Origin of the sequence: Paradesulfitobacterium ferrireducens, from assembly GCF_017310645.1 — a bacterium.
Lineage (GTDB): Bacteria > Bacillota > Desulfitobacteriia > Desulfitobacteriales > Desulfitobacteriaceae > Paradesulfitobacterium > Paradesulfitobacterium ferrireducens.
Window position 1 is genome coordinate 48,949 of record NZ_JAFLRH010000041.1, and the last position, 24,628, is coordinate 73,576.

The window sequence follows — 24,628 nt, forward strand, 5'->3', positions numbered from 1 at the left end:
CGTACTTTTATTCCTCCTCGAACATTTCCAGCAGACTGAGTTGCGGATTTTCCCTGATAGGATTTTCACATAAGGCATACCGAAGAGCGATCCGCCATCCTCTTTTGTCTTTGAGTTGTCCCGTACTGGCGTTAGTCATGGTATAGAGCCACCAACGCTCTTCAGGCATTAACCCTTTCCAATTTCTAATAGCGGTCGGAATGACCGAAGGATCACAGTCTTCAATCCCCCAAAGCAAGACCATCATTTCTTTGCCGAATAGTTTTTCCACCGGAGTTCCACCAACGACAAATCGTCCGGCTCTTAACCTATCTTTCCGCAGGCGAGCATTAAATTCAGATGTTAAATCGGCACTGACTTTACTCCATTTATATCGAGAAATTTCCATTCTTAATCGGTCCGCCTTTTCTAACTTCTGTTCCCTACCGTCAGTCCATTGAAAACGTTCATAGACTTGGACAGGTTGTTCTTTATCCGCTGGCAAAACAACAAAGAAATGATTCGCATTCTGCTGAGGGTTAACTCCGAAGCCGTAGGTTATTTCCCGAACACTCATTGTCTTATCTTTCCTTCTTTTTGTATTTCCGTGATGTCATATTTGTTTACTTCGATCCAATTCTTAAACTGCAGACCGGAGGTAAACAAAATAGTTTTGTAATCAAATTCAACTGTAACTTCCTTATTCTTGAAAGCTGTGTCCCGGATTAGGTCTACTGTAGCCTGCAAATTATCCGCGTCATACGGAACTTTTGCCGTAGAAATCTCCATATAATTGCTATTGTTTTCTTTTTCCGAGATGACGACAGTGAAATGCCGAATGAACGAGCCCTCCAGCTTCTTTAATTTCGCCAGTTCCTGATACGTCGATTCTGTATCTTTGCATTTCTTCTGAATGTTCCACTCAAACTCCAGGGGGGCACTGTCATTAATCTTAAACTCGTACTCCCCCTTAGTCTCGGCAATAGCAATATCTTTTTCCTCAATGGGTCGGCCTTTGTATGTCACAAAGGTTCGGACAAACTTACAATTTTTCGGCAGTACGATTTCGCCCGTGTAGATACCGCCATTTTCCCTTGGACTGCTGCCATCTGTAGTATAGCGTATTTCAAAATCTTTATGGGTCTGCAGCTGAAGGATTTTGCCATTAACACTTCTTCTCTGATCGTATTTTAGTGGAACAGAACAGATGAATTCTTTAACCGGTCCGGTAGGATGCTCATTTGACGTATCTACACAAATAAAGTTCATCAGCGGTTCTTTGGTAACAAATATCGCAGGGGCCTCTGCTGAAGCGGTTGTTGGCTCGGCTCCGATATCATAATACACTTTGTCGCCTCTGACCCCACGCACTTTCAGGGTAAATTCCCCGGTCTTCTGATCATAATCGGTCTGCTCGACGATTACGGAAGTTGGCTCTTTCGGAAAAGGTCCTTTCACAAGATATCCGCCGATTTCCCGCCATTTATCTTTTTTTAGGGAATCCTTTCTTAAGTCGTCAAGCTGATTGGGATAATACCACGGCCAGCGCACTTCGGTAGCAGCCCGCTCCTTAATCTGATTGTAGGTCATTTCTTTTTGTGTGAATAATTGATCCTCACAGCGTTCACGCATTTCTTCCATAAAGCGGTCATCGGCTTGATAGTCGAAGAACTTCTGCTGACTGGCTAAGACTTTGACGATTTGTTCCTCACCTTTGAAGGAGTTTTCCTTGAATTCCAGCTTAAAGTCTTCGGACATAATCCCTTTCCTGGTCGGAAAATACAAGGTGATAAATGTTTCGCGGATACTTTGCAATAACGCTTGCAGTACTTTATCGTGTTGGCTGTCGGCTTCCTTGTATTGCTGATCAGTTGTCGGAACATGTTCTCCCTTCATACCGGCAATGATCTGGCGGATCGCGGTTAGACGTTTGCTGTTGTGATATAGCTTTTCCATGACGTTGCGCTGGCCCGAGAGGAACATGACGCGATTCTTAAACGTTGCGTTATCATAAAAAGCCTGCAGGTCAGGATGAAGCTTATTGCCGGCGTAAGGTTCAAATATAACCAGGGAAATTTTGTTCATGTCAAGCTGGATCTCATCAATCGCCGGTAATACATAAAGGAGTTCATAACATTTTTTATCCTCGGGTTTAAAGTTTTCCTCGAGGAATTTCTTGAGCTCTTTCTTCGCGCTTTCGTTGTTGTAAGACTCAACGAGCGTATTCATCTCCGCGATCATATTTTTGGTATTCTGGAAATACAAGCGACCGCGATTATCCATTTTCAAATACCAGCTTTGGGTCTTGATCTCTTCCAAATCCTTTTTGTAGTTATTTAGTTCAACTTGTGGTTCACACAAGTATCCGAGAATTTCCGATTCCGTCAACCCCAATAAACCATGTGTCGCTTCACTCAAGGAGGACATTAGTAGTAATTTGGCGACATCCTGGGCATAGGTTATCTTGTCAGATTCGTTTTCCGCATCAATTCCTTCAGCAACCGATTTTCCGGCCTGGGCAATGTCATGACTAATCGCCGCTTCCAGCGAAGGCTTGATTTGTTTGATATAGGACAGCATATTACGGTCGTTAAGATCAATATCAAATACATTAATCAGATACTTAAACTTGGCACTTCCGTTTTCATAAAACTGCCGGATAATCTGCCGCATTAATTTGATTAGGCCTCTGGTTTGCTGGAAGTTAGGATTTTCCTTAAACCGCGCATACAATTCTTTGATCGATGGGTGAAAAGGATAGGAATCCTTGATGCCTAAATAAACTTTCTCACCTGTATAATTGGTTAGCCCTGTTTTGTTGGCTCTGGTAAGTGCTTCTTTATACCCCACCGCCACTTCGTTCACAGCCATTGAATTGCTGGATGGGTAGCTCTCGAATAGTCTTTTCTTTAATATGTCATAAATCTCATCAGAGTTCAGAGCCACAGGTTCAATGTTAATCGCTGAACGGTTCGCCTCATTTTCCAGTTCTTTAAAACTTGATTGTAACATCTCGCTACCGGACTCATATGTAGCTTTTAAATCCGAGAATACTAAACAGACATTAGCTAACTGCTCTTTACCCAAGGCAGAGAATAAGTTTGACAACGCCGTAATCGTGACCTTGCATAAATCAGAATTGCCCACGGTAATTGCTTTAGCATTTTCTAAATAAGGTGGCAGCTCATCCAGCAGAATTAAGGTCTTTTCCCCTTGCAGGAGCTTGATCCACGCACTCTCGCCCGGGGCTTTGAGAGGGGTATAAAGATCTTTAAAGACTTCTTTTTTGCCCAGCTGTTCGGCAATGCTGCCCCAAATCCCGTAATCCGCATCACTTTCCCGCCCAGAAAAGGCCACAACCCTAATATCACTGATTGAATCATACTCTTTACCCAAAATTTTCTTGCGCCATTCTTTATTTTTAGCCAATAAAGCAAGCGCCAACATATTATGGGTCTTGCCGCCGCCCATAGCTTGGGTTAACTTGACTACCCCGGTGCTCGATTCCCCTTTGAATCGCTTAAATGCAGTGGTTAAGAGGATTTCCATCCCTTTGGTCTGGAAGTTTTCGTTGAAAAACTTATCCACATCAATTCTATCCTCAACTAGATCGCTGAGGTTTAAGACATCATCTCTGGTCGTATCAACGAAAACACTCGCTCTCGGTTTACAGAGTTCGAATACCGTTTGCATAGTTAACCTCCATGTACTTTTTTCGTACCAAATTTTTGAGTAAGAGCTTAATTCTCTACAAGGTGCTAGATTCTATAAGTCTTTCAACACGGCAATGATGGTATTGTCAACGTCTCGTTGTAAGCAGTAATCTATAAAACGCATTATTGCCAACTTGCTAGGGATGGTGTGACCATTCTCCCATCTGTTAATTGTCGAAAAGCTGATATTTAATTCACGCGCAAGTTGTTCTTGTGTAATTCCTAAGTTAACTCTCACAGCTTTAACAATATCACAATACTGCATCAGAAACACCCCATTGTAAATATAGCACATGCTATAGCATCCGGCAAAAATAGGTATGCCCACTGCTCACTTCGCACGCCCGCGCACGCCCGGGGTCGCTCGCCCGGGGTCGGTCGCTCGCCCGGGGTCTGACCCCCACAGGATGACCCCCTCAGGATTCGACATAGTTGAACGATTCATTTTAATGCCCTAAACAACCAGCGGTCTATCGACCCGAACTACCGTCTCACTTTTCTTTAGAATCACACTAACTCACGACCCAGTATTAACTCAACACCCAAAACTTCTTCACGGCCTGTTCACCCTACCGTACCCACTCCCTCTAGGACAATTAATCTCCCAAATGATTCCAAACCTGCGTCCTCATCAACTAACGCTTTGGGCGTGAGCTTCCTTCCCCAATAATCTTGACCAATACACGTTTGCGACGGCAACCGTCGAATTCACCGTAAAACATCTGCTCTCACGGGCCAAAGTCCAGTTTGCCTTCCGTAATCGCAACGACAACTTCGCGACCCATAATTAGAATGACTTAAAGCAGATTAACCCAATCCCGTCTTACATACAGAATCCGAACGATTTGTAACTTATCATTCCTTAATCTCACGCTCGACTTGGCGGAATACATCCTCCGCGGGTAAAACTCTATTACTCCTGATATCGTCCATGCCTTCATTCAGATGCTTAGATAGTTCAAATTTGCCGACGAGACGTTCGTAGGTCTCAATGCTCATCACCGCTAAATCACCTTGACCGTTTTTTGTGATATACACAGGTTCAGAATATTTATGGCAAATGCGATATCTCATTATACCTATTCCTCAGGTCAGAGCTCGGTCTAATATGCGGCATCTTATCCACCCCCAACGTCGATATATTCATATTATCTCAAAATATTGTTAGGAGCTCAAACTATCATTAGGCCTGCTGCTGCAAGGCTTTTCCCGCCTTCGCTACAGTTCCCCCGGCCCTGACATCCGGCAGGGTAAAGGCAAGGATAATCCCGAGAACCGGAAGCAGGCTGATCACGTTCATGACAAAGGGCAGGCCCATGCGGTCCGCGACCGCTCCCAGCAGGGTGACTCCGATCGAGCCCATCCCGACCCCGAAACCGAGTAAGAGCCCCGAAGCCAGCCCGATATTTTCAGGAAAAAGGCTTTGCCCGAAAACCACCGTGGTGGAAAAGGTTGAGATCAGGGAGGCGCCGACAATAAAAGCTAATACGGGCAGCCAAGTGCCGCTTAAATGCACAAAAGGATAAATTGCCATAAGGGAAATGATCATGGAAACTAACAGACCGCTCCGGCCGCCGAAACGGTCGGCAAAAGGCCCGCCCAACACGGTGCCTAAAGCCCCGGCCAGCAAAAACGTACTCACCAGATATTCCGGCTCGGCAATCCCTTTGAAACCGGGAAAGTAAAAGGGAATAAAATAGATCAGACCGGCATGGATCCAGGACCGGATGGTGACGTACAGCATGAGGAAGGTAAAGCTGCCCAGCCTATTGCCACCGGCAGCGGTTTGAGCCGTGCTCTTTTTTTGCTGAAGCGAGTGTTGCGCCAGGATTTTCTTAATTTTTGGGTGGAAAAACATAAAGAGGAGAGCACCCAATAATCCCGGAATCATGACACCATGAATGGAGCCCAGACCGTTAAAACTCAGGACAAACATGCCCAGCATGGGGCCAAGGCCAATGCCGAGATTCCCCCCGACGGAGAAGACCGCCATCGAGACTCCGGCTTTGCCCTCTTCGCTTACGTAATGGGCTACCTTCGACCCTTCCGGGTGGTATCCGGCCACCCCGATTCCGCTTAATAAAATTACCAGCAGCAATAAGCCGTAAGAGTGAATGATTCCGGTCAGAGCCAAGCCGAAGCCGGAAAGGAAAAGCCCTAAAGGCATTAACCAGGGCATGCTGTAGCGGTCGCTCAAGACTCCGAAAACCGGCTGGATAATGGCCGAACTAAATGTAAATGCCAAAGTGATGGTCCCGATTTGAAAATAGCTTAAATGAAAATTTTGGGCCAGTAAGGGCGTTAAAATAGGAAGGACCCCCTGGCCCAAATCGACAATCAGATGCCCAATGCTTAAAAGCCACAAGTACGGATTCATTTTTGTTATTACTCCTCTTTTCCCTATAGCCTTTTTTATGAAAGGTTAATTTTGCTCAGGCTTTCTGGATATAGGATAGTACTTCCGGACCGATTTGTAAATTGTTGCACATATTTCTTGCCACAATCATGATCTAAGATAAGAATACCAATAGCTAAACCCATCTAATATTTACTTAGGATTTCACTATTTATCAGCTACGAGGAAGCCAAAGCCGCCCTGGATGCAGCCAACGGCGATTTGCTCGAAGGCATTATCTATCTGGAGAAGCAGGGCAAGGTGCATGCCCCCACCGGAGGCGGCTATTACAGCAGCGAAAAAATTGCGGACACCAGCGCCGTATCCTATAAAGATAACTACTGGGAAAAGCATGACAAAAAAGCCACAAGGAGAATTCCTTTGGCTCTTTCCTGAAAAAACTCTGGGAATTTGGCATAAAAATCATCCGCAAGGGCAATGCCAATTCCTTTAAAGTATTAAAAGGCGGGGAAAGCAAAGCATCATTTCCGCTCACCGTTCTTGCCTTGCTGGTTATCTTCGCCTTTTGGGTGGGGAAACCCATTGATCTAACCAAACGTGAGAGTTATTCTTCCTCTGCCACCTCGACTGCATAAGTCAGTTCAGCGGTCTTGTTCACCATGTTGGCTACGCTGCAATACTTGCTTAACGACAGCGAGACCGCCCGTTCCAGTTTATTCAACGGTAACTTCCTCCCCCAGAACCTGTAGACGATATGAACGCCGGTGAAAACCCGCGGATGGTCATCTGCCCGTTGCCCAGTCACAAACATCTCGAAACGGGAGTGGCTCACCCGCATTTTTCGGAGTATATCGACAATATCGATCCCGCTGCAACCGGCCACAGCCATCAGCACCAGTTCCATGGGTCCGGCCCCGGTGCCGTCCCCGCCGGCGTCAACGGGGCGGTCAACCTCGATGATTTTACCCGTACTCCCAGTGCCCTGAAAGTGCATGCCCTGCACATGTTTAACCGTTATTTCCATATCCTTCCCCTCCTGTTTTCTCTTCGAATTCCTTGCGGATGATTCAAGTGTTATTTCTCACATCTAAAAAGACTCTCTTTACGCAAATACATTGGCACTCAAATAACGTTCGCCGGTATCCGGCGCGATAGCCAGAACCTTTTTACCCTGACCCAGGCCCTTCGCAACTTTAAGGGCCGTATGGACCGCCGCTCCGGCGGAAACCCCTGCCAGAATCCCCTCCCTGCGGGCCAAAGCGCGCGTCATTTGGGCGGCCTCTTCGTCCGCAATTAAAAAAATCTCGTCATAGACATTGGTATTGAGGGTTTCCGGAATAAAACCGGGACTGGTGCCCGGGATATTATGCGGACCCGGTTTGCCTCCGGACAGCACCGGCGAGCCCAAGGGTTCCACCACATAAATTTTGATGCCCGGGATTTTTTCTTTTAAAACTGCTCCGGTTCCGGTTATCGTTCCCCCCGTGCCTGCCGTACACACAAAAGCATCGAGCTGCCCAGCCATTTGCTCAATGATTTCCAGGGCGGTCGTCCGGCGGTGCATGTCCGGGTTCGCCTGATTGATAAACTGGTTGGGAATAAAACTACCCGGGATGGATGCCGCAATCTCCTCGGCTTTCTTGATCGAACCCGGCATGCGTTCATGGCCCGGGGTTAAGACGACTTCGGCACCATAGGCCTTGAGAATGGCAATCCGCTCTTTGGTCATGGTATCCGGCATCACCAGGATGGTTGTATAACCACGGGCAGCCCCCACCATCGCCAGGCCAATTCCAGTATTGCCGCTGGTTGGTTCGATAATGGTTGCCCCAGGCTTTAGTAATCCCGCAGCCTCAGCCGCCAGGATCATGTTCAGGGCGGCCCGGTCTTTGACACTGCGGCTGGGGTTAAAATATTCCAATTTGACATAAACCTCGGCACTATCCTCAGGAACCAGCCGGTTCAATTTTACGACCGGTGTTTGGCCAATCAGTTCGGTGACGTCATCAAAAATTTTCATACCCTACCTGCTTTCTTTCAATTGTAAAACTTGTTTCAACAACGTCAAGTCAACCAGACCTTTGGTATCAATATTACCCTGGACGAGCTTAAATTCCTGAGCCTTTTGCTCCATGTCTGCGAGGATTTGCGGGTCCAAGTCAGAGGTGATATGGGTGCGGGCCAAGGATTTTTGCACGACTTCCGGCGTCAGTTTCTTCTTCGTCAATTGGGTTAAATTTTGATTAATTAAAGCCGCTGCTTCCGCAGGATTTTCCTGAATGAAATTGATGGCATCGACATTCCCTTTCAGAATCTTCTTCACGACCTCTGGGTTTTGCTGCACAAATTTTTTGGTTGAAACAAGAACGGTACTGGGCAGATTGCCTTGCCAGGGCATTTGGCCGGCATCGACAATCACTTTTGCCCCCACCAACGCCTCCATTTGCGAGGCCCATGGTTCGGAAACCACCGCCGCATCCAGCTGTTTCTGCTGGAACAGGGTCAGCATATCTGCCGGTGTCTGGGTAACCTGCTTCACTGTCCCACCCTGGTCTTGCATTTTAAGTCCGGCGGCTTGCATGAGAATGCGCAGGGAAATATCATGGGTGCACCCCCGGGCCGGCGTGGCTACCGTTTTGCCTTCCAGGTCTTTAATGCTTTCAATTCCGGAATCTTTTCTCGCCACCAACACATTCCCACCGGTCGCAACACCGGACAATACGACCACATCGCCGCCCTGGAGATACCGGCTTAGTACCGGTTCGGGCCCCGCATACCCGATATCAATTTGTCCTGTGGACAGAGCGTCCATGAACAGCGATCCATTGGGAAACACTTTCGTATCCAGTTTCACGCCGTTGCCGAGCTCAGTCTGGAAAAAACCTTTCTCGAGGCCGACCAAAGCCGGGGCATGGGTAATGTTCGGAAAATATCCCAGTTTCACGATATCCGTCTCTTTTTGACCGCCGGCTGAACCGGCAGCGCCTGAGGCGCCGGCGCTGCCGCACCCTGCGAGCAGCAGCAGGATGCCGGCCATCAAAGCGCTTACAATCAGTTTGCTTTTGCGTCTCAATTTATAAAATAGATTCCTTTTTCCACTCCGGTTTCGGTTAATTGTCATATTCCTTCCTCTCCTTATGAACAAGCTTTGGCTAATCCCCACTACGCTTTGCTTAATCCCCACTGTTTGAGGATAGTGTGTTCGATCCGGCGAAAGGCAATACTGTCCAGGGTGGTGCCGATCACCGCAATGATAACCATGATCGCCAAAATCAGGCTCATGTTCCCGACATCCCTCCCAAACATGAGCATTTGGCCCAAGCCGCTGCCGCTCCCGATTAATTCCCCGGCCATCAGGCCGCGCCAGGCAAAGGCCCAGGACAAGCGCATGCCTGTGATGAAATACGGAATCGCGGCCGGAAAGATCACTTTGGCAAACAGAGCAAGACCGGATGCCCCCATGGTCCGGGCAGCCCTCACCAATACAGGGGGCACATTTCTAATGCCGGCCGCCGCATTGGTGGTCATGGTCCAGGTGCCCCCCAGTACCACCACGAAAATGATGGCCGGCTCACCCATGCCGAACCACAGTAAGGCGAGAGGCAGCCAGACAATACTCGGCACACTTTGCAAAGCGATGACGAGCATGCCCAGCGTCTCATCCATAATCCGGGAGCGGGCAATCAGTACCCCAAGTACGGTGCCGATCAGAACGGCCAGAAAATATCCGGCCAGTAAGCGCTGAAAACTGGCTGCCAAGGCGATGATGAAGGTACCATCCCCAAATCCGGCGACTAAGGTCTTGACCACGGTCAAAGGAGAAGGAAACATATATGGCGGCCAGATGCCGAGTCTAAATATTGCTTCCCAAATCCCGATCAGTATGCCAAGGAAGACGACCCGGCGTAAAGTTGTAATCATTGTCAACCTCCTCCCGCATTACTTTTTCGATTTCCTCCCGCAGTTCATCGAGAATGGCCCTCTCAATCAGAACTAAGTTCTGATCCCCTTCCGATCTGGGCCTGGAGTATGGCACGGTAAACTCTTTTTTAATGAAGCCCGGCCTGGTTCCGAAGACTAAAATCCTGTTCGACAATTGGACCGCTTCCCGAATATTATGCGTGACAAACAAAATGGTCTTGCGGGTTTTCTGCCATATTTCCTGCAGCTCCGCATGGAGCAGGATTTTCGTCTGTTCGTCCAAAGCCCCGAAGGGTTCATCCATCAATAAGTATTTCGGATCCATCACCAAGGCCCGGGCAATGGCCACCCGCTGGCGCATGCCCCCGGACAATTCATGCGGATAGGCGTGGGTGAAACGCGATAAATGAACCATTTTCAGATATTCATGGGCTTTTTCCTTCGCTTCCCGTCTCTCAATTCCTTTCAGCTTGAGTCCAAACATCACGTTATCCAAAACGGACAGCCATGGAAACAAAGCAGATTCCTGAAAGACCATCACCCGGTCGCTTCCCGGTCCCTGCACCGTGCAGCCGTCAATTAATACCTCGCCTGATGTTGCTTGATCCAAGCCGGCGATGATATTTAAGAGAGTGGATTTGCCGCATCCTGACGGACCAACCAGGGATACAAAATCACCGTCCGTTATTTCCAGGTTAATCCCGGCTAACGCCTCAACCCGGTGGTTATTTTGCCCAAATTGTTTGTTCATTGATTTTACGGTAATGGACATAACTCTTCTCCTTATTTCCAAGTATTCCAATCGGTTTTTATATGTTTTGTTGGAAGTATTGTATCAAACAATAATAAAGTTCGTCAATAAAAAATTACCTAAATCCCTACTGGAATACTAGGTAATAGCATTGAGCTTAGATTTAAGATCGGCAATCCTTGATACCCTAACGCGATCTATGATACCTAAAAAGAAAAGTTCCCTCAAACCTTTAATCTGAGGGAACACAAAACTCTAAGTCTGCACCCGAAAATGCCTCATCACCAGCCCATACAGATCAATAATCCGGGGATTGTCTAAATCATCCTCGGTGCCGCTCACAATCATAGGAACGACTGAGTCTTCCTCTTCCAGGGAACCATGGCTGCCTCCGCCGGGATGAATGGGCGCTCCTTCGCCGAAGTATTCATATCCGGACAAGGCTGAGACCACTACGCGGCTGGCGCGTCTCGCTTCCAGTGCCGAGATCAGGCGGGCGAGAGCGTCCGGGTATTTGCCATATTCAAGCTTACCCTCGGCACTGACTTTGGCATCAATCACGGACAGATCCCCGCTGAAATTCCAACTCTGCCCAAAACTGTCCCGGTACGGGCCGCGGCGGGAAAAAATAAGTTTCCTTTCCGTTCCTCCCTCAACCACTACATACCTGTTTTTCCGGTCCCGCCAGGCTACCTGGGCATTGCGGTAATCGCGGGCCAAAATCCCGGCCACTTCCGGGAGCAGCTGTTTGGGGCGCTGCAGCAGGTAGATGAAAGCCATGCGCTCATTGGGGCAGATGGCGATTTCGTGGTCTCCGGGCTCCTTGTCCGTGATCTTGAGGCGCTTGAACATGCGCAAGGTGCGGTCCAGGTCAATCTGGTATTCGTTGTCGAGGCCGACTGTCGTCTGGGAATGATCTCCGGTGACAATAATGACATTATCCTCCAAGGCCTGTTCCCAGGAGCCCAGGGCATCCAGGACCAGGCCTATCTGCTGATCCACACGTTCAAGGGAGGGACCGCTGCGCAGGGGCCCGTATTGGTGCGAGTATTTATCATTGTCAGGCAAGTACACCACTAGGAAATCCGGCTGTTTACCCTCCCGGATAATTTGGGCGGCAATCCTGCCGGAGAAAACATCATTAATCCCAAAACGGTGGAAAATCCCTTTCGGAAAAGAAAAAGGCCCGCCCTTAAGCGGAGGATGGATCAACTCCCCTAAGACGAGTAATTTGGGGCCGAACACTTTTTCCTTGTACAGGCGCAAGCGGGTGGCCCAGGCTATTAAGTTAGGTACTTTAGCCTGGTAGAGTTCCGAGGCCCGGTGAATGAAAAAGTTAATGTTTCCGGTCACGAAACCGTTATCCTCAAGCCTTTCATGAACCGTGGGAGTCTCCCGGTTTAGGTGTTCCTGATTCAGCCGCTGCAGCAAATTGCGCACGACTTTTTCCGGTCCCTGCTTGAGCACACTTTGCCAAGTAGCACCGTAATCCATCATTCTCCCGGTTTCCTCGTTGTACCAGATAAAGCCGGGGACAAGGTGGCTATCCGGCCATTTTCCGGTCATGATGGAACTGGTAGCCACCGGAGTCATGGTCGGAAACGAAGAAACCACGCGTTCTGTGTAGTGGCCATGCTCCGCCAGAAATTTAAGGGCCGGTGTATTCCCTTCGGAAAGCATCCGCCCTAAAACGACAGGGTGAAGGGAATCGACAATAAAGAGAATCATCTTTTTCATCGCTTCGACCCCTTCCCGGAAAGATACTTGCGCAAGCATTATACCAAATCTTTCCGAGATTTGCATCTCGTTAACTTTATCTTCTTTTTGTAAAGAATATGCCTTCGTTTAGCAACTAGTTGTCAGCTTTGAGCTTTTGAGGTGCGGCTGCCCGGCTTGATCCACGGAATACCCTGTTGGCAGAGGGGGCAGTCAGCGGGCTCATAGGACGCAATCTCTAACCGGAGCAGGCTGGTTAAGGGAACGCCAAAATCCACTTTTCCTCCGCTGCGGTCAACCAATACCCCTACTCCCAGCGGCACCGCTCCCGCTTCCTGCACCACGGCCAGAACTTCCTTGACTGAGCCGCCGGTCGTGATCACATCTTCCACGACCAGCACTTTTTCCCCCGGAGCCAGTTGGAACGAACGCCTTAATCGCATGACCCCGTTTTCCCGCTCCGTGAACAGGCTTCTTACCCCCAGAGCTTTTCCGACCTCATGGGCAACTAAAACCCCGCCCATTGCCGGTCCGATTACTGTCTCAATCCCCTTTCCCTGCCAGGAGCGGGCCAGGTGCTCACCGAGTTCTGCCGCCAGGTGCGGGTACTGCAGCACTTGCGCACACTGCATATACTCTGCGCTGTGCCTGCCTGAGGTAAGGAGAAAGTGCCCTTCGAGGAGGGCGCCGCTCTCTCTGAAGATTTGGAGCATCCGTTCGTTATTATCCTGATCCATAGTCTTGCCATCCCCTTCTTCGGTTTTATGAATGCCAGCATACTTTAACCATTCGGTTTGCTGCTTATATCTTGTTGCATTTCATAACTTATTCTTCCCATAACCTATCCAATGCTGCACGGGGATTAGCCGCCCGGGTGACCGGCCTTCCCACCACCAGATAGGAACTTCCGGCAGCGATGGCTGCCCTGGGCGTCACAATCCGGGCCTGGTCATCCGTTGTGCTCCAGGCCGGGCGGATACCGGGTGTGACTAAGAGGAAATCTTGTCCGCACTCCTGTCTCAGCACCGGCGCTTCTTGAGCTGAGGCTACCACTCCGTCCAACCCTGCCCGTTTGGCCAGTAAGGCCAGGCGCACGACATGATCCTCGAGCTCCCCCCCGACTCCCAGGTCCTGCGCCAATTCATTCGCCGTCATGCTGGTGAGCACCGTCACTCCAATCAGTTGGGGCACAAAGCCGGTCTTAACTCCGGCCTCGCGGGCATTTTCCGCTGCGCGGGCCATCATCTCATACCCCCCGCTGCAGTGCACATTGAGCATGTCCACCCCTGTTCCGGCTAAGGCCTTCACCGTGCGGGCCACCGTATTGGGGATATCGTGGAGTTTTAGGTCCAAAAAGATCTTAAGACCCAGATCTTTCAAATCCTGAATGATGCCCAGACCGGCACAGGCGTAGAGTTCAAGTCCGACCTTAACCCAGCAGCCGCTCCCGCTAAGCTCCCGGGCCAAGGACAAAGCCTGTTCCCGGCCTTCAACATCCAAAGCTACGATCACTTTACGATTCAGTTCCTCAGCCACCGAGTTTTCCCCTTTCAACCCTAATCCCTTCGATGCGCCAGCTCCACCAGTTCGCTGACCGCTTTGAATCCATGGCGTTCGCAGTAATCCCTGATCCCGTCCACGATCTCCAAGGGAGCCTGCGGATTAACAAAATTTCCGGTGCCGATGCTGACTGCGCTGGCTCCAGCCAGGATAAACTCGAGCGCATCCTGCCAGGTGCTTATGCCGCCCATCCCGATGATGGGCAGGTTTACAGCCTCTGCCACCTGCCAGACCATGCGCACGGCCACCGGGCGCACGGCCGGGCCGGACAGCCCGCCAAACGTATTGGCTAATACCGGACGTCTCTTTTCGATGTCAATGCTCATGCCGAGCAGGGTATTGATCAGGGATACCACATCCGCTCCCCCGGCGGCTACAGCCCTGGCCATCTCGCCGATGTTCGTAACATTGGGAGAAAGCTTGGCAATGACCGGGAGATCGGTTTCCTTTTTTACCGCCGCCAGGACTTCTTCCGCGCTTTTGGGGTCAGTCCCGAAATACATCCCCCCATGCCGGACATTCGGGCAGGAGATATTGACTTCCAAAGCGGCCAGCCCTGAGTCAGAACGCAGGGCCTGGGCCATTTCCGCATACTCTTCCAGAGCAAAGCCGGAGATATTGGCAATGACTGCCGTAGGCAGCCGGCGCAGGCGCGGCAAGTACGACTCAATAAATTCATCAAGGCCGGGGTTCTCTAACCCTACCGCATTTAAAAGTCCTGCCGGAGTCTCGGCCAGGCGCGGCACCGGATTGCCCAAGCGCGGCTGAAGGGTAATGCCTTTGACCGTAATCCCACCCAAAGCTTCCACGGGGCAATAAGGGGCATATTCCTCGCCGAAGCCGTAAGTGCCGGAAGCCGTCAGAACAGGGTTGCGCAAACTTATGCCTGCCAGAGTTACCTGAAGATCAATCCCCATCCCACACGACCTCCTCTCCCCGGAAAACCGGGCCATCCTTGCATACTTTGGCCCGGCGCACCGAGCCTTCCTGATCGCGGACCGTAGTCACACAGCCTAAGCAGGCTCCAACCGCACAGCCCATCCGTTCTTCTAAAGAGACTTCTAAAGGCAGGCCTGCTGCCGCACACTGAGCCGCAACGGCTTTGAGCATTCCGTTCGGGCCGCAAGCCGCTGCGGTCACGGTCAAACCCGGTTTCTGGAAATTATCTTCTTTCAATTTGCTTAGATGTTGCGCCAGCACTTCCGTAATCAGTCCCAGATGCCCAAGACTGCCGTCCATGGTCGCAGGCTGAACTTCCACTCCGAGCTCCTGCCACGATTCAAGCCCGGCAGCCGCCAGAAAAGCAGCATTTTCCCCGCCCCAGAACAGCCTGACCTTAACGCCGCGCTCACGGGCGGCGGCAGCCAAAGCGTAGAGAGGAAAAGACCCGATTCCCCCGGCCACCAGCCACAACTCTCCTGCAGCCGGTATCCTGAACCCTCTTCCCACAGGGCCAAGGACACTGAGACGGGAGCCTGGCATGCTCTCCGTCAGCAAAGCAGTGCCCCGTCCCTGAACCCGATAAAGCACCGTTATCTCCTGCTCCTCAGGGGAAATCCGGGCGATACTCAGAGGGCGTCTCAGTAAAGGATCATAGGATTTGGAAACCTGCACATGCACAAACTGCCCCGGCTGAGCTTCCTGCGCTATTGCGCCTTTGAGCACGAGATGATACAGGTGTTCCCCCAGAGGCTCATTTTTCTTAACCTTCATTTCTTCAAGCACAGGCATCCCTCCTATTATCTTGAAAATACGAGCTTGCCTTCCACCCAGGTCATGACCGCAAATCCCTGAAGTTCCTGTCCCAAGAAGGGGGTGTTCTGCGCTTTGGAGCGCAGGTCTTCCGCTTTAATCATTTCTTTGAGCTCCGGGTCAAAAAGTACCATGTCCGCCGCTTGGCCCGGCTGCAGCGAACCCCCCGGCAAGCCGAAGCGGTGCGCCGGCAGCGTGCTCCAGGCTTCAATCATGCGCTCGGGTGTAAGCTTTCCGGGCTTAACCAGGTGCTGCCAGACGGCCGCTAAGGCCGTTTCAAGACCGGTGATACCAAACGGGGCTTCGGCAAAGGGGCGCGCTTTTTCCTCCCAGGTATGGGGGGCGTGGTCCGTAGCAAGCATGTCAATCGTCCCATCAGCCAAACCCTCGATTAAGGCCTCCCTGTCCGCGCGGGAACGCAAGGGCGGATTAACCTTCAGCGAGGTGTTGGTCAGGGTAATCTCTTCGTCCGTAAAGATCAGGTGGTGCGGGTTTACTTCAGCACTCACATCCACCCCCCGGGTTTTCGCCTCCCGGATCATATCCACTCCTTCACGGGTCGAAACATGGGCCACATGAAGCCTGCCCCCCGTTTCCGCAGCCAGGAGCAGATCGCGCGCCAGCATCACGGTCTCTGCGGTTGAAGGAATTCCTCTAAGCCCCAAGCGGGCTGAAGCTTCGCCTTTGTGCATAAACCCTTTATTTTGGAGATTGGAGTCTTCACAGTGACTGATGATCAGGCGCTTGGTAAGCTTCACATATTCCAAGGCCAGGCGCATGAGTTCGGCATTCTGGATGCCCTTGCCGTCATCGGAAAAGGCAGCCGCTCCTCCTTCCGCCAGCTCGACCATTTCGACCAGTTCTTCCCCTTTCATCCCTTTGCTGACCGCTCCCACCGGATACACCCGGGCCAGTCCTGCCCTTTGCCCCTGATTGAGCACAAACTCCACCAGGGCCCGTTGGTCAATCACCGGGGAGGTGTTGGCCATCGCCAAAATCGAAGTAAAGCCTCCGCGAACCGCCGCCCGCGAACCGCTTAAAATGTCTTCTTTATCCTCCTGCCCAGGCTCGCGCAGATGTGTGTGTACGTCGATCAGGCCCGGGAAAAGGTACCTGCCTTTGCCTTCGACCGTCTTAACCTCTTCCCCGCTGGACTTGGCTGCGACCTCTTCTTCAGTATACGATAGAGCGATCTCCAGAATTTTCCCGTCTGCTACCAGCACATCGCGCACTCCTGCCAGTTCCTGCCTTGGGTCTATTATATGCACATTTTTAAGCCACCACATTTCCGGACCCTCCCATCAGCAAATAGATTAAAGCCATGCGCACTGCAACCCCATTTGTTACCTGTTCTTCGATCACCGCCTGAGCACTGTTCGCCAGCTCACTGGAAATCTCAACTCCCCGGTTCATCGGTCCGGGATGCATCACCAAGGTATCTTTGCCTGTCCGTTTCAGCCGTTCCATGGTAAGACAGTATAATTGGCTATATTCACGGAGCGATGGGAACAGCCCGCTCTGTTGTCTCTCTAACTGCAGGCGCAGAGCCATCACCACATCGGCCCCCGGAAGTTCGGCATCGAGATCATGGCTCAGCTTGACGCCCAAAACTTTCAGCTCCGGCGGCACCAGGGTCGGCGGTCCCACTAAGACCACTTCCGCACCCATTTTCGTCAGTCCCCAGACATTGCTGCGGGCCACTCGGGAATGAAGGACATCCCCGACGATCAGGATTTTCTTGCCGCTCAATTCCCCCAAGTGTTCCTGCATGGTAAACATATCCAAAAGACCCTGGGTCGGGTGCTCATGCTGGCCGTCTCCGGCGTTAATCACACCTGCCTCCAGGTTTTCCGCCAAAAAAGCGGCAGCCCCGGACGCTGAATGCCTGATAACCACCAAATCCACGCGCATCGCCTCAATCGTCTTCGCTGTGTCCAGGAGAGTCTCTCCTTTGCTTACGCTGCTCTGAGCTACCGCAATGCTGGAAGTATCGGCGCTCAAAACCTTGGCTGCCGTTTCAAAAGAGGTTCTGGTACGGGTACTGTTTTCATAAAACAGGTTCATCATGGATTTTCCTCTTAAGGTCGGCAGTTTCTTGATCGGCCGTAAAAGAATCTCTTTCATCGGTTTTGCCGTATGAAGAATGTGAAGTATTTCCTCTTGAGTTAAGCTCTCTAGATCCAATATGTCTTTGCGCTTCCATTTCATCCTAAATCCCTCCCATTTTTATTCTGGAAATTACGCCGGCCAAACATACGGTTCCGGCAGATTTTTGGGGGTTTGAAAAGCGTCCTGAAACTGAAAAATCCTCTTACCCTTAAGGGCAAGAGGAAGATGGCTTTTTGCACATGCCAAATTCGTCTACCCTTGGCCATCTCGCTGGATGTCCTTAAAGGGGAAACTACCTATTAAAAAAATTGGATTTTGGAATCACTTTGTATTTAGGATCACCTTGGAGAAGGTTAGCTTACAGCTGCGAAGAGCTTACTCCGGTTTCTCCAGCAAGAGCACATCGTCAGCCCCGTCAATTTCCTGCACGCGCACCGACACCACTTCCTTGCTGGAAGTCGGAAGGTTTTTGCCCACATAATCAGCCCGTATCGGTAGTTCCCTGTGCCCGCGGTCAATGAGAACTGCCAGTTGAATCCGCTGGGGCCTGCCCAGATCCATGGTCGCATCCAGCGCAGCCCGGGCGGTGCGTCCGGTGTAAAGTACATCATCCACCAGGACCACATTTTTCCCGTGCACACTAAACGGAACCTTGGTCTCGTGCACCACCGGCTGAACGTCGATCGTTGTTAAATCATCGCGGTAAAGCGTGATGTCCAAGATTCCAAGCGGAAGTTTAACCCCTTCAAATTCCTCAATCTTATTTTGGATTCGTTCGGCCAGCGGCACTCCACGGCGCCTGATTCCAATCAGGACAACATCTTGCGTGCCTTTGTTTTTCTCGATAATCTCGTGAGCAATCCGCGTCAAAGCCCTGCGGACACCGTCGGCATCCATAATCGTGCTCTTGACATTTCCCTCCACAGCCTGCACTCCCTTCCTTCAGAATACCCGCTTATTAATCAGCGCACCTAAGGTTAGTGTTAACATCTCGCGGGTTAAAATGCCGTATGCCGTATATTAAAAAACTGTCTGCGCATAAGCAGACAGTACTTCCCTGTTTACCCGTCTGCCTTTGGCGTCTCACGGGACACCGCATTAAAGGCACTGTTATTTGTCCTAAGTTTACTTTAGTTGAGCTTAAAAGTCAATTGGTTTGTTTTTAATATAAGATTTCCTTTTATTGACTTTTATTGAATTTCCTTTAATTGATTCAATTTTTACCTCTCATCTTCAAACCTTTGGCAATCACCGATTGCACCACTGACGAACATCAGCCGCCGGCAGGATTTTGGGTCAGGCATTCACAGCCCGTATTGGCGCCGGTATGCCGCTTGATATCGTCCAAGTCCGAGCAGCATTGGGCCACGGCGACGTGATGCAAAATCTCTTCCTCCGTCACCTTCGCACAATAACAAATGGGTATCGGAGGCGAGACTTGCTTAAACCATATCTTATTCACCAGCCGGTCTTGCCGGATTATCTTCCCGCCGTTTTCCGTCTTGCTGTCTTCTATCTTGGCATCTTCCGAATAATACGCAACGTCACATTCAGGAGTTCTGCACAGGAAATAGGGCTCTCCCTCAACACCTGATCCAATAGCAACACCGGGTTGGACCTGGTGCTCCACCGTTACTTTGCGTACTTTTTGCCCTACCCCCTTGCACACAGGACACGCCGGATTAACTTTTGTTTGCATGGATAGTTCAATAGGCATAGTAACCACCTAAACCCTGATATTTTTCGTTTCCGAATTCCCAAATTTGCCTTTATCCCTTTCCGAAAACCTACATTCATTGGTCTTATCCAGGACGTCTGAGCTGTTTAAGCACCTGCTCAAAATAGTGCGGCAGCGGAGCCTCAAATTCTAAGTACAGGCCGGTGCGCGGATGCTTAAACCCCAAATGAATGGCATGGAGAACCTGGCCCTCCAGGTTAAAAGAGCTGCGCTTGGGGCCGTAGAGGGGATCGCCCACAACCGGATGCCCCAGATAGGCCATATGGACCCGGATCTGATGCGTCCTTCCGGTTTCCAGGCGCGCTTCGAGATAGGTGTACTCAGAAAAGCGCTCCAGCACCTGGTAATGGGTGACAGCTCTTTTGGAATGCTCAAAAGTTACCGCCATGCGCTTGCGTTCGGAGGGATCGCGCCCGATCGGGGCGTCCACGGTTCCGGACGGCTCGTTAATCAAGCCATGGACCAGGGCGCGGTACCTGCGCGCCACGGTGTGCGCCTTAATCTGTTCAGCCAAGCCCCTGTGCGCTTCATCATTTTTTGCAACTACCAAGAGTCCTGAGGTATCTTTATCGATTCTGTGGACGATTCCCGGCCTCAGTACCCCGTTGATCCCGGAAAGATCCCGGCAGTGGTAGAGCAGGGCATTGACCAGCGTACCGTGCCAGGCACCCGGAGCCGGGTGCACCACCATTCCCTGCGGCTTGTTAACCACCAAAACGTCCTGATCCTCATACACGATATCCAAAGGGATCAGTTCAGGAGCCACGTCCAAAACCTGGGGTGCAGGGATTTCCGCCTCGACCTTATCCCCTTCCCGCAGTTTATAGTTGGCCTTTTTCGGGCTGCCGTTAATGCGCACCCGGCCCTCAGCGATGATGGTCTGGACAAAAGAACGGCTTTTTCCCATAGCTGCGGCCAAGGCCACATCCAGGCGTTCATCTACCGGCAAAGACAGGATTTTGAGTTCACTTGCAAAATCATCCTTGTCCAAGTCGAGGGCATCTTCTGACTTCAGCTCGACTTGAGCAATATCTGCAGCATGCGCAGCCTGCGTTTCCCCTAAATTTTTTTCAGTTAGCTTTTTCACCAAACTCTGACCGCTCCCCGATTCTTACAACGCAATTTTTCATGAAACTATCTTTCGTCTTATTTTATCTTATCTTTTTAATCACTCCGAGCCTTTATCCTGCGATAGCGTCAAATCCTTATTCAGGTCTTCCGTTCCCACAGGCTGACTCACCTTATGTGCCCGTTCCTGCCGGTAAAATTCCAAGAGCAGGAGCCCGACCCCGATCACAATCATGCTGTCTGCAAAATTAAAGACATAGGCCCAGACTTTGAAGTCAAAATAATCCACGACGCGCCCGATCGCTACCCGGTCATACAAATTTCCCAAGGCACCCCCGCCGATCATGCCTAAGGCCAGGCGAATGAGTTTTTCCCGGCGCGGGATGCGAAATTGGGCAATGACCACCGCAGCCAGCACAATCACTGCCGTCACTATAAAAATCCAGGTGCGGCCGGCAAATAACCCGAAGGCCGCGCCTGGGTTAAGCACAAAGGTCAGGTGAAAAAATTTCGGTATCACCACGATGGAATCCCCGGGAACAAAATGCCCCTGAACCCATGCTTTCAAGAGACGGTCGATGACCCAAACCGCAATCATCGTCAGCCAAACCAGCAAGCTTGCGCCCTCCCTGTTTTTTTAATTTATCTTAACATAGAAGGCTCAGACGGGCAAACTCCATCCCCCGGCAGCATTCACATTGGCCTTTAGCCACTTAAGAAAAAGTCCCGTCCAGGCAAGTACTAACCGGGACGGGACCAACAGGAGTCTTTATCTATTAGACGGGCAGTTTTTTTATATATTGTGAGCCAAGTTAAACCCACTGATCAGGACTACTCCAATCACAACGGACCAGATAATAATTTTGGTCAGTTTATCCGCATCCATCTTTTGGGCCAGATTGGACTTGGAAAAGAGATAGCCTAGGACAAAGAACAAGATGATATCAAACACTCCGTGCGTAATCCAGTGGTGCCCGGTCAAGGCTTTCATCCAGTCCATGAGTGGGGTATAGGTCTCCTTAACGATCACCAACAACCCGCTGAATATGCTGACAACTGCCAGGGAGAGCCCATATCCTGCAGTTGATTTGCTTAAGATACCGTTTTCCATCTTACTTCCCTCCTAAGATTCCAAGTCTTAACCCCTGGGTGATAAAGGAGCCGAAACCTTCCATGCCGAAGCCCAGAATGACCATGATAATTGCTACCACAATCCCCAGTTTCCTAATACTTTTGCTTTCGGACAATTTGTTGCTATAAACGATGACCGGAAGGAGCATGCTTAACAGAAGTAAAATAAAGAATACGTGCTCTTTGGTCTCCATGAAAAACCCATGCGCCGCCGGGAAGGGGCCTTTCTTGATCATAGCTTTGTCTGCGGCATAGTAGACAACATACCACCAACCGCCAATAACATAAGCCAACCAGTTAAAAACGGTGGTTAAAGCACTGGCAATTTTAAGCCGTCCCAAGTTCTTCTCACTGTAATTTAGGAGTTCGACCAGCACCCAAACGGCCGTCATAATTCCCCATACCCCGAACACCACGTGGGGCATGGTCAAGAAACTAGTGATCATCTTTTTCCTTACCTCACTTTCTTATCTCTGATCTTTACGCTGAAACCGGAGCCTCCCCTGACAAAATCGGCTGTACCTGTTCCTCCTTTCACATTTTCCTGCATGGAACATCTTTTAGGCCAATTATGACATTCCGGAGGCAGTTTGTGATAGTGAGCTTTATCTCCAAAATAAGAGGAGCAATGTCCCGAATTTGAGCAGGACATTGCTCCCTATAATTAAAACTACTCTTCTTTAGCCCAACCGGTAGCGTACGGCAAAAGCAGCCGCTTCCGCCCGGTTGTTCAGTTCAAGCTTAGCCAGTACTTGGGTTACGTAATTGCGTACAGTCTTTTCACTTAAGACCATGGCAGCGGCAATTTCTCTGTTCGTCTTCCCCTTGGCGATATGCAATAGCACTAGCTTTTCCTGTTCTGTTAACTCACCGATCTTGCGCGCTTCCTCAGAGTTGCGGATTCTTTTCAAGAGTTTAGTGGTAATTGATGGATCGAGCAAGGATTTACCGCTGGCCACTTGTTTAATGGCGTGAATTAAATCCTGAGCCGAAATCTCTTTTAACACATAACCGCTCGCTCCCGCCATGATTGAGTCATAAATCGCCTCATCGTCGTCGTAGGAAGTAAGCATAATCACAGAAGTGTTAGGAAGAAGCGATAGAATTTCTTTGCAGGCTTCAATCCCGCTTTGCTCCGGCATCCGGATATCCATCAATACCACATCCGGCCGGCGGCTAAGTGCCAGGTTCACCGCATCCTTGCCCGAGGCTGCCTCACCGACCATATCCATAAACGGATACATGCTGAGCAGGCTGCGCAGGCCGAGCCTGACCACTTCGCTGTCATCAACAAGCAGCACTTTGATCGTTTTGTCCATGCTTTTTTCTCCTTCCATTACTCACATGCAAGGATACTCTGGTTCCGCCACCGGCTCCGGAAGAAATCGACAAAGTTCCTCCAAAAGAGCGGGCTCTGTATTTCATATTTCTGATTCCTTGTTTTAAGAAATCACATTCTTCCTTATTAAAAACGTCATTGAGATTCTCTATTCCCCGGCCATTATCGATGACTTCAACAACTAAATCATCGGGATTGCCTTTGACCACAATGGTTGCTTGGCTTGCCTCTGCATGCCGGATAATATTGCTCAGTGCTTCTTTAATAATGTAATAAATTTGGACGCTCTGCGACAGCGGCAGACTCTCATGGTCACGATAGTCATACTTGAGGTCAATTTCTAATTGATGCCCGACTTTCATCTCCGCCACGAGCTTTTCGATTTCTTCTTTCATATTTAGCTTTAGGTCAGCCGGGATTTTCAGTTTCTTAATATAATCCCGGATTTCCCTGATAATATTATTAAGTTTGCCAATGACAGTGTGGAGTTCAGCTTCGGACTGCTCAATTGCGTTCTTATCCGCGAGCATGTTGCGGATTATCTCGAGACGCAGTCCAATCGCATAAATTGATTGAATCATCCCGTCGTGAAGATCCCGGGCAATCTGGTTTCTTTCCTCTGCAACCGCCTTATCTCGCTCAGCCTGGTAAAAATAGTGCTGGTATTCCAAATCAAACACTTTGAGAATCTTTAAGATAAACAAGGCCATCAGAAACCCGCTTAACCCACGAAACAGCTCCACCGGAATTCCGGTAGTGGTGAAAAAGAGATTGGAGTTAAACAACATCGCCGGTAAAACCGGCGCATAGGGAACAACCACACCTCCCGTGATCGCGTACAAGCCCACAGAAACCGCAGCGACTAAAAGAGTACGGGTCATAATCGGCGCGCCGAAACTCTGAAACTGGTGCCTCTGGGCAAACAAAGCATAAGAACTCAAAGCCCCCCCGGGAAAAGCCAAAAGATAACGGGCCCAGATGTCACTAATCGCAAACCACCAATCCTTATTTTGCTCTGTCACTAAAATCGTGCCCAAGAAAATAAAACTGGCAAACCACAAAGCCAGAACACAGATCGGAATCAGGAGAATTTTCCAGTTTAATTTTTTCGTCTGCACCAGCAAGTGCAGGCCAAAATAGAAAAGAAAGAAGAAGGAAACAGCATTGGTTAAAAGCTTGACGGAATCGAGAACAAACATCGAATCTTCGCTCAAATAAGCCTTTTGAATCGGAATAAAAATATTGCCCCAATCCGAGATTCCATGCAGAATGCCAAAGAAAGCCAAGAACTGCAGGCTTTTGGCTAAATAGAAGCGGCTGTGGACGGTATTTTTGAGCAAGATGCCAAAACCCATCAGAAAGAAAATCAGGGGATAGACAAAATTCACCAACACCATGTTAGTCTTAAAAAATTGCGCCAGCATGGTTTGTTCCTTTCTTCTTAAATCTATGACGATAATTGCTCTCTCTAATTATAGCATAGAATTTGCTGTTA

At 50.0% G+C, this 24,628-nt stretch carries 23 protein-coding genes and 4 pseudogenes; 1 reads left to right on the top strand and 26 read right to left on the bottom strand.

What is annotated here, in order from left to right:
* Positions 1-7: 7 nt before the first annotated feature.
* From J0X21_RS14500 to J0X21_RS14525, 6 genes and pseudogenes are all read right to left on the bottom strand, one after another.
* Positions 8-556, bottom strand: a complete 549-nt coding sequence (locus tag J0X21_RS14500) for a DUF3780 domain-containing protein (RefSeq protein WP_206812927.1) — start codon at positions 554-556, stop codon at positions 8-10.
* Positions 553-3,672 (bottom strand): DUF499 domain-containing protein, encoded by a 3,120-nt coding sequence (locus J0X21_RS14505; protein WP_206812928.1) that lies wholly within the window; start codon positions 3,670-3,672, stop codon positions 553-555. The genes J0X21_RS14500 and J0X21_RS14505 overlap by 4 nt, the downstream gene beginning before the upstream one ends.
* A gap of 72 nt (positions 3,673-3,744) precedes the next feature.
* A complete protein-coding gene (locus tag J0X21_RS14510) occupies positions 3,745-3,987 on the bottom strand; it encodes a helix-turn-helix domain-containing protein (protein WP_328813005.1) in 243 nt (80 codons plus the stop codon).
* Positions 3,988-4,327: 340 nt separating this feature from the next.
* Positions 4,328-4,480: pseudogene (locus tag J0X21_RS14515) on the bottom strand (YjbQ family protein); the annotation flags it as partial.
* A 67-nt stretch (positions 4,481-4,547) separates the two neighbouring features.
* Positions 4,548-4,809 (bottom strand): annotated as a pseudogene (locus tag J0X21_RS14520) (type II toxin-antitoxin system prevent-host-death family antitoxin).
* Positions 4,810-4,875: 66 nt separating this feature from the next.
* Complete coding sequence (locus tag J0X21_RS14525) at positions 4,876-6,069, bottom strand: MFS transporter (protein ID WP_206812930.1); 1,194 nt, start codon at positions 6,067-6,069, stop codon at positions 4,876-4,878.
* Between the two features lie 180 nt (positions 6,070-6,249).
* Here J0X21_RS14525 and J0X21_RS15845 point away from each other — a divergent pair.
* Positions 6,250-6,632: pseudogene (locus J0X21_RS15845) on the top strand (ubiquitin); the annotation flags it as partial.
* 20 nt (positions 6,633-6,652) lie between these two features.
* On the opposite strand, the gene J0X21_RS14535 reads toward J0X21_RS15845, so the two are convergent.
* The 20 genes and pseudogenes from J0X21_RS14535 to J0X21_RS14630 form a co-directional block, all read right to left on the bottom strand.
* The gene (locus J0X21_RS14535; protein WP_206812932.1) at positions 6,653-7,072 is read right to left on the bottom strand and encodes an OsmC family protein; all 420 of its coding nucleotides are present in this window, start codon (positions 7,070-7,072) and stop codon (positions 6,653-6,655) included.
* A gap of 78 nt (positions 7,073-7,150) precedes the next feature.
* Entirely contained in the window at positions 7,151-8,068 is a 918-nt protein-coding gene (gene cysK, locus J0X21_RS14540; protein ID WP_206812933.1) for a cysteine synthase A, read from the bottom strand.
* Between the two features lie 3 nt (positions 8,069-8,071).
* A complete protein-coding gene (locus J0X21_RS14545; RefSeq protein WP_206812934.1) occupies positions 8,072-9,169 on the bottom strand; it encodes an ABC transporter substrate-binding protein in 1,098 nt (365 codons plus the stop codon).
* Positions 9,170-9,210: 41 nt separating this feature from the next.
* Positions 9,211-9,969 carry an ABC transporter permease gene (locus tag J0X21_RS14550; RefSeq protein WP_206812935.1) on the bottom strand — a complete coding sequence of 253 codons (759 nt, stop codon included), beginning with the start codon at positions 9,967-9,969 and terminating at the stop codon, positions 9,211-9,213.
* Positions 9,902-10,741, bottom strand: a complete 840-nt coding sequence (locus J0X21_RS14555) for an ABC transporter ATP-binding protein (protein WP_206812936.1) — start codon at positions 10,739-10,741, stop codon at positions 9,902-9,904. Before J0X21_RS14555 ends, J0X21_RS14550 begins: the two co-directional genes overlap by 68 nt.
* A gap of 234 nt (positions 10,742-10,975) precedes the next feature.
* Positions 10,976-12,457 carry an alkaline phosphatase family protein gene (locus J0X21_RS14560; RefSeq protein ID WP_206812937.1) on the bottom strand — a complete coding sequence of 494 codons (1,482 nt, stop codon included), beginning with the start codon at positions 12,455-12,457 and terminating at the stop codon, positions 10,976-10,978.
* A gap of 122 nt (positions 12,458-12,579) precedes the next feature.
* A complete protein-coding gene (gene pyrE / locus J0X21_RS14565) occupies positions 12,580-13,173 on the bottom strand; it encodes an orotate phosphoribosyltransferase (protein WP_206812938.1) in 594 nt (197 codons plus the stop codon).
* 88 nt (positions 13,174-13,261) lie between these two features.
* Positions 13,262-13,972, bottom strand: a complete 711-nt coding sequence (gene pyrF / locus J0X21_RS14570) for an orotidine-5'-phosphate decarboxylase (RefSeq protein ID WP_206812939.1) — start codon at positions 13,970-13,972, stop codon at positions 13,262-13,264.
* A 20-nt stretch (positions 13,973-13,992) separates the two neighbouring features.
* Positions 13,993-14,913, bottom strand: coding sequence for a dihydroorotate dehydrogenase (locus tag J0X21_RS14575; RefSeq protein ID WP_206812940.1), 921 nt, complete (start codon positions 14,911-14,913; stop codon positions 13,993-13,995).
* Positions 14,903-15,727 carry a dihydroorotate dehydrogenase electron transfer subunit gene (locus J0X21_RS14580; RefSeq protein ID WP_206812941.1) on the bottom strand — a complete coding sequence of 275 codons (825 nt, stop codon included), beginning with the start codon at positions 15,725-15,727 and terminating at the stop codon, positions 14,903-14,905. Before J0X21_RS14580 ends, J0X21_RS14575 begins: the two co-directional genes overlap by 11 nt.
* 8 nt (positions 15,728-15,735) lie before the next feature.
* On the bottom strand, positions 15,736-17,034 hold the full coding sequence (locus J0X21_RS14585) for a dihydroorotase (protein ID WP_206812942.1): 1,299 nt from the start codon (positions 17,032-17,034) through the stop codon (positions 15,736-15,738).
* The gene (locus tag J0X21_RS14590) at positions 17,021-17,956 is read right to left on the bottom strand and encodes an aspartate carbamoyltransferase catalytic subunit (protein ID WP_206812943.1); all 936 of its coding nucleotides are present in this window, start codon (positions 17,954-17,956) and stop codon (positions 17,021-17,023) included. The genes J0X21_RS14585 and J0X21_RS14590 overlap by 14 nt, the downstream gene beginning before the upstream one ends.
* A 276-nt stretch (positions 17,957-18,232) precedes the next feature.
* Complete coding sequence (gene pyrR, locus J0X21_RS14595) at positions 18,233-18,781, bottom strand: bifunctional pyr operon transcriptional regulator/uracil phosphoribosyltransferase PyrR (protein ID WP_206812944.1); 549 nt, start codon at positions 18,779-18,781, stop codon at positions 18,233-18,235.
* 352 nt (positions 18,782-19,133) lie between these two features.
* A pseudogene (locus J0X21_RS14600) lies at positions 19,134-19,574 on the bottom strand ((2Fe-2S)-binding protein); the annotation flags it as partial.
* 85 nt (positions 19,575-19,659) lie between these two features.
* Positions 19,660-20,682, bottom strand: coding sequence for an RluA family pseudouridine synthase (locus J0X21_RS14605; protein WP_407947655.1), 1,023 nt, complete (start codon positions 20,680-20,682; stop codon positions 19,660-19,662).
* Positions 20,683-20,763: 81 nt separating this feature from the next.
* The gene (lspA, locus tag J0X21_RS14610; protein ID WP_206812947.1) at positions 20,764-21,279 is read right to left on the bottom strand and encodes a signal peptidase II; all 516 of its coding nucleotides are present in this window, start codon (positions 21,277-21,279) and stop codon (positions 20,764-20,766) included.
* Positions 21,280-21,456: 177 nt separating this feature from the next.
* Complete coding sequence (locus J0X21_RS14615; RefSeq protein ID WP_206812948.1) at positions 21,457-21,774, bottom strand: hypothetical protein; 318 nt, start codon at positions 21,772-21,774, stop codon at positions 21,457-21,459.
* 1 nt (position 21,775) lies between these two features.
* Positions 21,776-22,240, bottom strand: a complete 465-nt coding sequence (locus tag J0X21_RS14620; protein ID WP_206812949.1) for a hypothetical protein — start codon at positions 22,238-22,240, stop codon at positions 21,776-21,778.
* A 234-nt stretch (positions 22,241-22,474) separates the two neighbouring features.
* Complete coding sequence (locus tag J0X21_RS14625) at positions 22,475-23,113, bottom strand: response regulator transcription factor (protein WP_206812950.1); 639 nt, start codon at positions 23,111-23,113, stop codon at positions 22,475-22,477.
* Positions 23,082-24,557, bottom strand: a complete 1,476-nt coding sequence (locus tag J0X21_RS14630) for a sensor histidine kinase (RefSeq protein WP_206812951.1) — start codon at positions 24,555-24,557, stop codon at positions 23,082-23,084. Before J0X21_RS14630 ends, J0X21_RS14625 begins: the two co-directional genes overlap by 32 nt.
* Positions 24,558-24,628 lie beyond the last annotated feature (71 nt).